Annotated in this window: 9 protein-coding genes; all 9 read right to left on the bottom strand. The window is 65.6% G+C overall.

Annotated elements, in window-relative coordinates; genetic code table 11:
• Positions 1 to 19: 19 nt before the first annotated feature.
• Positions 20 to 451, bottom strand: a complete 432-nt coding sequence (locus tag NUU27_RS23800) for a hypothetical protein (RefSeq protein ID WP_257764787.1) — start codon at positions 449 to 451, stop codon at positions 20 to 22.
• 94 nt (positions 452 to 545) lie between these two features.
• Positions 546 to 1952, bottom strand: coding sequence for an ATP-binding protein (locus NUU27_RS23805; RefSeq protein WP_308220000.1), 1407 nt, complete (start codon positions 1950 to 1952; stop codon positions 546 to 548).
• A gap of 9 nt (positions 1953 to 1961) precedes the next feature.
• Positions 1962 to 2633, bottom strand: a complete 672-nt coding sequence (locus NUU27_RS23810; RefSeq protein ID WP_257764788.1) for a response regulator transcription factor — start codon at positions 2631 to 2633, stop codon at positions 1962 to 1964.
• Positions 2634 to 2713: 80 nt separating this feature from the next.
• On the bottom strand, positions 2714 to 3013 hold the full coding sequence (locus tag NUU27_RS23815; protein WP_257764789.1) for a hypothetical protein: 300 nt from the start codon (positions 3011 to 3013) through the stop codon (positions 2714 to 2716).
• Positions 3014 to 3118: 105 nt separating this feature from the next.
• Positions 3119 to 3325, bottom strand: a complete 207-nt coding sequence (locus NUU27_RS23820) for a hypothetical protein (RefSeq protein WP_257764790.1) — start codon at positions 3323 to 3325, stop codon at positions 3119 to 3121.
• A 31-nt stretch (positions 3326 to 3356) separates the two neighbouring features.
• Positions 3357 to 7349, bottom strand: a complete 3993-nt coding sequence (locus NUU27_RS23825) for a glycoside hydrolase/phage tail family protein (protein WP_257764791.1) — start codon at positions 7347 to 7349, stop codon at positions 3357 to 3359.
• Positions 7350 to 7365: 16 nt separating this feature from the next.
• On the bottom strand, positions 7366 to 7836 hold the full coding sequence (locus NUU27_RS23830) for an NlpC/P60 family protein (protein WP_257764792.1): 471 nt from the start codon (positions 7834 to 7836) through the stop codon (positions 7366 to 7368).
• Entirely contained in the window at positions 7833 to 8723 is an 891-nt protein-coding gene (locus tag NUU27_RS23835) for a DUF2163 domain-containing protein (protein ID WP_257764793.1), read from the bottom strand. Before NUU27_RS23835 ends, NUU27_RS23830 begins: the two co-directional genes overlap by 4 nt.
• Complete coding sequence (locus NUU27_RS23840) at positions 8723 to 9361, bottom strand: DUF2460 domain-containing protein (RefSeq protein ID WP_257764794.1); 639 nt, start codon at positions 9359 to 9361, stop codon at positions 8723 to 8725. Before NUU27_RS23840 ends, NUU27_RS23835 begins: the two co-directional genes overlap by 1 nt.
• Positions 9362 to 9399: the final 38 nt, after the last annotated feature.

A 9399-nucleotide genomic window follows, 5' to 3' on the forward strand; every position in this document is an offset into this window, starting at 1 on the left:
TCCCAAATGTCGATCCGTCCTAGCCCAGCAGCGTCCAACTGCCGTTGTCGTTGCGGCAGGCCGTGCCGCGCGCCTCGCGCGGCACTCCGTTGATCTCCACCGAGTGGACGTATTGGCGGCAATCCTGCGAACCAACCCGGTAAGGCTGCGCCGCGCGGACCGTTCCGCCACGGCCTGATCCGCCGTCGCGCCACACGACGTCCTGCCCGGCGGGGGTGCTCTCCAGGGCGCGGTATTCGGCCTCGATGGCCAGACGCCGCTGCTGGCGGGTCAGCGACGAGCCCAGTTCACCATTGATCAGGCCACCGCCCTCTATGCCGATCACGGCACTGGATTGCGCGGGGCTCGAAGCAAACTGGTTCGGCCGCAATTCCGTCTGCGACAAGCCATTGCTGACGCAACCGGACAACACGAACGCGGACGCGACTATGGCAGTGAGCGCGGTTTTCATCGACCAGGTTATCCCCTGAGGCAATCCGTTGATGATCGGGCCCATAGAAGGGCGTTTTGACCGAATTTTGGCGGCGCTTCGGCTGGGCGCCCTTTCATGCTTCGGCACGGGGCAGTTCAACCACCGCCTTCAATCCTCCAAGGGACGAGCGTTCCAGCGAAAGCGAACCGCCATATTCTTCCACGAGGTCGGTCACGATCGCAAGTCCAAGCCCCGTTCCGGGCTTATTTTCATCCAGCCGCCGGCCGCGCTTCACGGCCTCGCGCGCCTGCTCCTCGGGGATGCCCGGGCCGTCGTCTTCAATAATGATGCGGAAGGTGCGCGAGGCGGTGCCCGATGGCGCCTCCTCTGTCCTCAGAACGACGCGCGCGCTGGCCCATTTCATCGCGTTCTCGAGCAGATTACCGTTGATTTCCTCAAGGTCTTCGCGTTCGCCCGCGAAGATTACATCCGGCCCGGGCAGACGGGTCTCCAGGCGGATCGACGGGTTCAGCTTGCCCATGACGCGCGCCATCCGCTCGAGCGATGCGCGCACCGGGGTTCTGAACACGAGGCCGTCGCGCTGCGCCGCCATCCTGGCGCGCTGGAGATAGTGCTCGAGTTGCTTCTGCAGCGCCACGGCCTGCGCCGTGATCAATGCGCCCCGTTCGCCGCCGACCGCACGCCCTTCATTGAGCACCACCGCCAGCGGCGTCTTCAGGGAGTGGGCGAGATTGCCCACCTGCTTGCGTGATCGCTCGACAATGCGTCGATTGTTGTCGATCAGAGCGTTCGTCTCGTCGGCAAGCGATGCGATCTCGCGCGGGAATGGCCCTTCAAGGCGCCGCGCCGTGCCTGCACGGATGTCGGAAAGAGCTTGCTGAACGTGGTTCAGCGGCCGCAGCCCGTAGAGGATGGCAAACACGTTGATGGCGATCATGCCGACGCCGAACAAGGCGAGATAGCCGTAAAGCCGGCGAGCGAACCTGGTGACCTCGTCCTCCAGCTCGCTGCGGTTGCCCATCACGCGGAAGCGGGCCACCTGCCCCTGATCGCCGATCAGGAGTTCTGCTTCGAAGACCTCGATCGTTTCCCCTCCAGGACCGACGCTCAGATATTTGCGCTGAAAGGAATCGTTGAAAGGGATCGCAGCCGTGCTGGGCGATGGCACCTGCGAGGTCATGGAGGCCGAACGCAGGGCGGGGCCCAGATCGTCGGTCACGGGTTCGACGGCCCAGTACCAGCCGGAGCGCGGCTGGGAAAATCTCAGATCATCGAGGTTGGGGTTGCCTTGCAGCTCCCCCTCCGCCGATGCGCCGACCGACCCGATGACGTTGTTCAGATGCGCCAGCAGCACGCTGTCGAAGCCGCGCTCGGAAACCTGTCTGAACAGCGCCGAGATGATGGTCGCGATGACCACCAGGGCGATGATCGCCCAGAAGGAGGAAAAGGCAATGACGCGAACGGCCAGCGAACGCGTCAGCAGGGTCCACAGAAACGACGACGTGCCCGGACGCACCATAAGGAAGGCCTATTCGCCGTCCGGCTCGCGCAGCCGATACCCCATGCCGCGAACGGTTTCGATCAGGTCGACGTCTCCGAGCTTCTTGCGCAGACGTCCGACAAACACTTCGATCGTGTTGGAATCGCGGTCGAAATCCTGGTCGTACAGGTGCTCCACCAGTTCGGTCCGCGAGACGACCGAATCCTTGTGATGCATGAGATAGGCCAGGAGGCGGTATTCATGCGAGGTCAGCTTGAGTGGAACGCCGTCCACGTCGGCCTTGGAAGATCGGGTGTCGAGACGCACCGGGCCGCAGCGCAGTTCCGTCGATGCGTGGCCTGCGGCACGGCGGATGAGCGCACGGACGCGCGCCAGCACCTCCTCGATGTGAAAGGGCTTCGTAACGTAGTCGTCGGCACCCGCGTCGATGCCCGAGACCTTGTCGCTCCATCGGTCGCGGGCGGTCAGGATCAGCACCGGCATCTTGCGCTCGTCCTGGCGCCAGCGCTCCAGAACGCTGATGCCGTCCATCTGTGGAAGTCCTATGTCGAGAACCACCGCGTCATACGGCTCGGTGTCTCCGAGGAAGTGTCCTTCCTCGCCGTCAAAGGCGCGATCCACCACGTAGCCGGCATCGCTCAGCGCGTCGCTGATCTGGCGATTGAGATCCTTGTCGTCTTCCACAACCAGAATACGCATCAATCCCCCGTTTGATCGCTTTCAGTTCGGAACTTTACCGACACGAAAACGCAAGTAAAGCTGCGCGCCAGGGTCAGGACCTAGTTGGCAGGCACAATGAACTCGGCGCGCTTGGGCCGCTCGCCGCTGCCGCCCGGGATCACGATAACGACCCGGCAGACTGTCTGCCCGCCCCTGTTCTCCGCTGTCGCCTGAACCAGTTGACCGCCGTTGGAAGCCGCGACGCGTGCGCCGACGGAATAGCAATCGACCCCCGCCTGAGCCACGATAAAGCTTCCGGCAGGCGGTTGCTCCGCGCCGGCAAAGCCCGGCACGGAAAGCGCCAGTGACGACGCAAGCGCCGCGATCCGCCCATATCTGTTTGCACGATGCTTCAACATGGGAGACGGTTTAGCCCAGCGACGCTGAATAGGAAATGAACAATTCGCCATTTCCTCCGATCCGGCACGAGGGAAACGGCTCGGGCGCGACCGTTTCCCTCGCCATCAGTTGATCCGGCTTTTCGCGGTGATGCGGCCGAAGATCGCGACCAGGCCCGAGACCGCCGTGACGGCGTTCAAAAGGCCTTCGGATACGGCCGCGCTGTCCAGTCCGTCCACCGGGTATCCCAGGATTCCGGCGGCCGCCGCGGCTATCGTCACCATCGACGCCCAGATCGTGCGCGACAGATACCAGGGTTTGCTCTCCGTCATCATCGTTCCTTTCCGTTGCAGTTGAATCTTCTCAGAGTGTGAGGGAAACTTGCGCGGCAATGCCGGGGCCGACCGCGAGGCTGAGCTGTGAAATCGCGAATTCGAGCGCAGCCGGCATCACCGGAAAATCCGACGTCAGCTCGGCGGCGCTGTAGGTCCATCGCGGCTCGGTCGTGATCGCGCTGCGAACGACCGTACCTTCGGGGGTGCGGATCTCGACGCGATATCGCTCGTCGCTCTCGCCGAGAGGAATCTCCTCGATCCGCCACAGATCGGCGTCTATCCTTCCGCGCCGGATCCACGACAGGACGACGTCGCCGGCCGCGCCCTTCCGCGCCCGCAGATGGACGGGCGAAAGCGGCTTTTGCGACCGCAAACCGCCGGTCGCCGCGAGTTCGAGAAAGCGTTCCCCCGACAGGTCCTCGCCCGTCGGGCCGATCCGCCAGCGGCGCGGCAAGCCCAGTTCGGCGGATAAGAGACCGGCGGGCCGCACCGCCTCGTCGAGCAGAACGAACCCGGCGCCCTCCGCCGCTCCGCTATGCATCGCGTCGCAGGTTCCGAGCTGGCCGCGCAGGAGGCCGGTCAGCCTCCACAAGGAGGGCTCGATCTCCTCGGCAGACTCGAATTGCACGATCTCCCAGGCTCCCGAGGTCGTGAACAAGGCTGCCGCATTGTTCACGTTCAGCAGCAACGCCCGCGAGACGCTTTGCAATTCACCGTCGAGCAGTTCGACGACGATCGATGCGCCGCGATCGATCCGGCCTTCGAAGCCGTCTCCGAGGGGCTGGCGTAGAAAACCCATCGTGGCGCGATGATCGAGCGTGGTGCGCAGGTCGAAGCCGCTTGCCTCCGGTGAGGCGAAGACCACCTGCCGGCGCCATGGCAGGGCACGGGCGGCCACTCGCAGCCCCTGCTCGGGGGCCTGCATGTTGCTCAACCACGGCAAGTCGAGCATGAGGGCAAACGGCATGCTGGTGGCGTTGATCGAGGTTGCGGCCGGCGAAAGCTCCGCGACGGCCAGGGGCGGCGGCACGCGCTTGATGCGCTCTGCCTTGACGGCGCGAAGGATACCGTCCTCGATCTCGGTAACGATATATTCCGCGTCGCTTTCGTCCCCTGGCAGCCGGATCAGCGCTCCGGGATGCAGGGCGGCCTGCGTCATCGCCACGCGAAACGATATCCGTTCTCGCCCCACCCAGCGGCGATGCAGCCAGGCACCGGCCTGCGTGGCGGCCTCCGAGGTGGAAAGCACGCCGGGAAAGCTCAGGAAGCCGCGGCTCCGCCCTTGTGCGCCGGCATGTCTGGCAAGCGTCGTCGACGACTGATGCTCTTTCATCTGGTCGCGAAAATCGACATGCAGCTCGGCTGGCAAAGTGTGATCGGGATCCCGGCTTCGCTCGATAACGAAGCCGTCGCGTTCGATCACCAGGTCGGCGACATCGTCTGCCGGCCCGGCGGCGTGCCCGATGGAAGCAAAGGCGAGCGTTCCTGCGTCGTCGCGAGCGCCGACCCCGAAGAAATCGGTCAGGGGCTCCAGGGCGGCGCGGGCCGTCGAAGGGTTGGTGACGACGTAGCCGGTCACGATGCCGTCGGCGCGACTGGTCTCGGCTGCCGGCAGACCGTGATCGGCGAGGATCGTGTTGATCAGGTCGCCGACGGTCAGGCTGCCCGAGCGCCCGTTCAGCCAGTGGCCCTGCGCCCAGTTCTCACCGTCGCCCCAAAGATCCTCGCGCAGCGGGAACGCTGGGAATGGACGCGCGTCCCAGGCCCATAGGGAGATGTTCTCGGCGCTTACCATCGGTCCGCCATAAAGGGGTGAGACGGGATTTGCCTCTCCCGTTTGCGACCAGTGATCCAGATGGGCGGACAAGAATCGGCGCTGGGCGAGGTCCGATCGCCCGCCATTCGAGAAATAGGGAATCCCGCCCTGTGAGGATTTCCTGTCCGGGAAGGCATTCGGCTGATTGGGACCCTTGTCGACCGCCGCACAGCCAAGCTCGGTGAAGATCACCGGCTTCGACCCCGGCACCCACGCGGTCGCGTTCGGAGCCTCCACGCCGCCGTGGCGGTTGAAATGCGCGTTGGACCACCAACCGGCGATGTCCTTGTAGCGGAACACCCACGGCTTTGCGTAGGCGCCGTCGCTGATCGGCGTGCGCAATCGCGCCTGGCGGTCTGCGGCGGATGCGTAGTACCAGTCGAACCCCTCGCCCGACGTCACGCCCGCCGCGAGACCGTGCGCGTCGTAGGGGCCGGAAAACCCGTCCGGATTGCCGCCCGCATAATTTTCGTCCCGCCAGTCCGACAGGGGCATGTAATTGTCGATGCCCACCGCATCGATCGCGACATCGGCCCACAATGGGTCGAGGTGAAACAGGACGTCGCCGCTGCCGTCGGCCGGCTGGTGGCCGAAATATTCGGTCCAGTCGGCGGCATAGGTGATCGTCGTTCCGCCGCCGAGAAGCGCCCGCGCCTCCCCTGCCATCTGCCGCAGGCCTTCGACGAACGGGAACCGTCCGGCCTCGTCGCGCAGTTGCGTCAGCCCGCGCAGTTCGGATCCTATCAGGAAGCCGTCGACGCCGCCGGCTGCCGCCGCCAGATGTGCATAATGCAGCAGGAAGCGCCGATAACCCCAGTCGTCGGCATCCCCGCCGAACTCGACCGTGTAGAGTCCCGTGCCGCTGAAAGGGCCGGTCCCGTCCGAAAACGTGAAGTCGGAAGGGTTGGCGGAACCGAGAAACCCGTCGACCTGTGCGCGGGCCAGGGCCGTCTTGTCGGCGCTGCCTGCCAATCCCGGTGCCGGGTCGCAGGTGATCCGCCCCCGCCACGGATAGGCCGGCTGCCTTTCGGCCCCATAGGGGTCCGGCAGCGTGTTGTCCGCCGGCACGTCCATCATCACGAACGGGTAGATCCAGACCTTCAGGCCGCGCGCCTTGATGGCCGCGATCGCGTCCGCCACCGTCCGGTCGGACGGCGTGCCGCCATAGGCGGCTCCCGTCTCCGTCATCGAAACGGTTTCGGCCTCGAAGCGCTGGAGCCCCGACACCACCCACCGCGCCGAATGCGAGGCGGAAAGCCAGGGGCCGATCAGCAGCGGCGGCAGCCCCATGCTCGTCCAGAGGTCTTCCCATATCTCCGGAAAGGCCCGGCGTCCCGGCGTTGCCACCATCGGCCTGATGCTGCAATCGCCGGCGCGCAGGTCGGTGCCGAACCAGGCGACCACCAGCGACACCGTCTGCAGGTTGGGAAACAGCATCTGCAATTCGTCGAGTGAAGCCTCGAAGTCGCTGGATGCGACAAGCGTGTTGCGGTTGACGACGACGTCCTCGCCAGGTTTGCGACTTACATCCACCGGCGTTGGCGACAGGCCGAATTCGGTGGCGCCCGGGATGAGAGCCACCGAGCGCACCTTGTCGTTCAGCGCCCCTGCCGGCCGCAGGACCTCGAACTGGAACTGCGGCAGCCGCCGGCCGTAATCGTCGATCGGCAGGCGGTCGACCACGACATAGGCGGTGCCCCGATAGGCGGGTGCCTTGCCGCTGCCCTGCTTCGCCTCGATCAGCGGATCGGGAAGCTGGTCTTCGCTGCCTGTATAGACCCGGATCTCGACCTTCGTACGGTCGATTTCGCGCCCGTCCGCCCAGATGCGCCGCACGCCGGCGATCTCGCCTTCACACAAGGCGAAGGCAGCGTTGGCGAAATATGAGTATGTCGTTACTTTGGGGCCGCCCTTGGCGCCCTGCCGGCTTGTCGTGCTGGTTTCCTCGAAACGCGTCGCCCAGATCAGCGTACCGCCCGTGCGCACCGTGCCGTAGATGCGTGGCAGCGGCGCCCCATCTTCCGCCGTGAAAGGGCGTGGGGCGGCCAGCCTCGGGCCCTCGTATCGCTGCGATCCGCTTAGCAGGGCCCGGTCGATCATGTAGCCGGCGATCGCTCCGGCGGCCGTGCCGAGCGTCGCGCCGATCGGTCCGAGCACACCCCCGAGCAGTGCGCCGGCGGCCACCTGCAGAACGATTGTCGCCATAGCTCAAGGTCTCTCGTTAGGCGTTCGGAAGGGGCGGGAAAGCGAAGACTCCGGCAATGCGCCGGCGCCATTGCGGGACGAGCGCCGAGACCACGACACGGCTGCCCTGATAGGCATGCACGAATTGTCCGGGGGCCGTCAGGATACCGACATGCTTGGCCGGCAGGTGCGGACGCCAGCGCAGGATGATCACATGTCCTGCGGCAAGTTCCCGCGGCGCCCTTTCGCGGCAGCAGCGGCGCGCGGCGTTGAGAAGACGGTCATCCTTCCCCGTCTCCGCCCAGTCTGCGCTGTAGGGTCCGGGGTCTTCGGGCTCAAAGCCATAGAGGGCGCGCCAGACGCCGCGCAGCAATCCCAGGCAGTCGCATCCGACGCCCTTGCGGCTCGCCTGGTGCCGGTAAGGCGTTCCCACCCAGTCGAGGGCTTCGCCGACCACCGCACGCGCGAGCACGGCTTCTGCTTCGGCTTCGGTCGCAAACACCTTCATTTGACCAGTGCTCCACCGTCGAAAAGGCCGTCCTCGCTGACATAGCCGTAGGCGGCATCGTCCCCTGGAAGATGAGGAAATCCTCGAAAACTCAAACTGTTGGAGAATTTTTCCCGGCATGTCGCAAAACGCTTGTCACAGCCCGCGACAATGTCGAACTGATCGCCCGGCACGACCGGAAATGCGCTCTCTCGCCACACCGCCAGCCGCGCTCCCTCGCCCGTGCGCAGATGACCGGTCACGCGTTCCTGGCGTCCGGTCGCAGCACCTGAACGCCAGGTCAGCAGACCGTTTGAAAACCAGCCATCGGCGAAGCCGTCGAGGCCATCCGCCAGCAGCAGGTCGCCGGCTTCGGCGCGGACCAGCGTTCCCGAGGCGAGGAACGGCGCGCCGTCCAGGGCAACTCCGCAACGCCCGTCGCCCAGCTCCGCATCGCATTCGCGCCGGATTGTCTTGCCGTTGGGCTGATCGAGCGCCACCATCGGGCTTTCCAGCTCCGCGACGAAGCTGCCGTCGCGGCGGGTCAGCTTGCCGATCACCGCCACCCGCAGGCGGGCGAACATCGTCGGGTCCTGCCAGTTGACGAGATAGGTCTCCACGCGCGCGCCGTCATAGACACCCGACAGGATGTCCTCCTCGCGGATCTCGGCAGCCGACAGCGCACCCTCGACATCCACCGTGTCGATCGCCAGCCCGAGCGACGTCTTCGCCTCGCTGGCCGTCAGCCCCGTCTCCGGCTCGAAAGCCGTGCCGTCGCAGATGATCCGCCGGTCGTGATCGGTAAATCCCAGAACCGTTCCGTCACCGCGCGCCAGGCGCCAGCAGTGGCACAGGGTCGTCACGTCGCCCGCAAGATGCGCGGCGAACGGCCCGCTGATCTCCACCATCAGAAAATCTCCACGAGAGGAATGGCGGGGATCTGCCCCGCCTTGAAGGCCGCGAGGCTCACCGACAGGCGCTCGCAATCGAAGCGCACCGGCATGTCGAATTCGTAGCCGGCGGTCACGACCGCGCCGCCCGCAGGCGCGGAACCTGCCGCGAAGACGATCTCGCCCGTCTGGGGATCCACGGTGAAGTCGCTCCCCGGCAGCCGCTCCACCCCGTCGACCCCCACCGAAACCGTATCGGCCAGCGGGCGCGCGATCCGGCGGATCACCGCGTCGGCGCCATCTCCATAGGTCTTGATCAGGGGAAACCGCACGTTGACGCCATCGGCAACGCCGATCACCTCATCCTGAAAAGAGGGAGCCTGCGAAGGTTTGCAGGACTTCATGTCGAACGGATCGCGGAAACGGAATCCGTGCAGCGACCCGCGCCGCGCCTCGAAGAAGGCGAGCACCTCGTGAACGTCGTCGAGCGAACGCAGTCCCGTGCCGGCGTCGTAATAACGTCGCGCGTCCGCCTGCCGGGCATTGCGTTTCTCCCGGCCCGAAACGAGCTGCACGATCTCGTTGCGCCGTTCGGGGCCGCCGGTCGCGCCGAAGGAGACGGCGAGCGGAAACCGCACGTCGTGAAAGCTGTCCATGGTCGTTTCCAAGTTCTAGGACGGATCGACATTTGGGG

The organism is Nitratireductor sp. ZSWI3, assembly GCF_024655565.1.
Lineage (GTDB): Bacteria > Pseudomonadota > Alphaproteobacteria > Rhizobiales > Rhizobiaceae > Nitratireductor.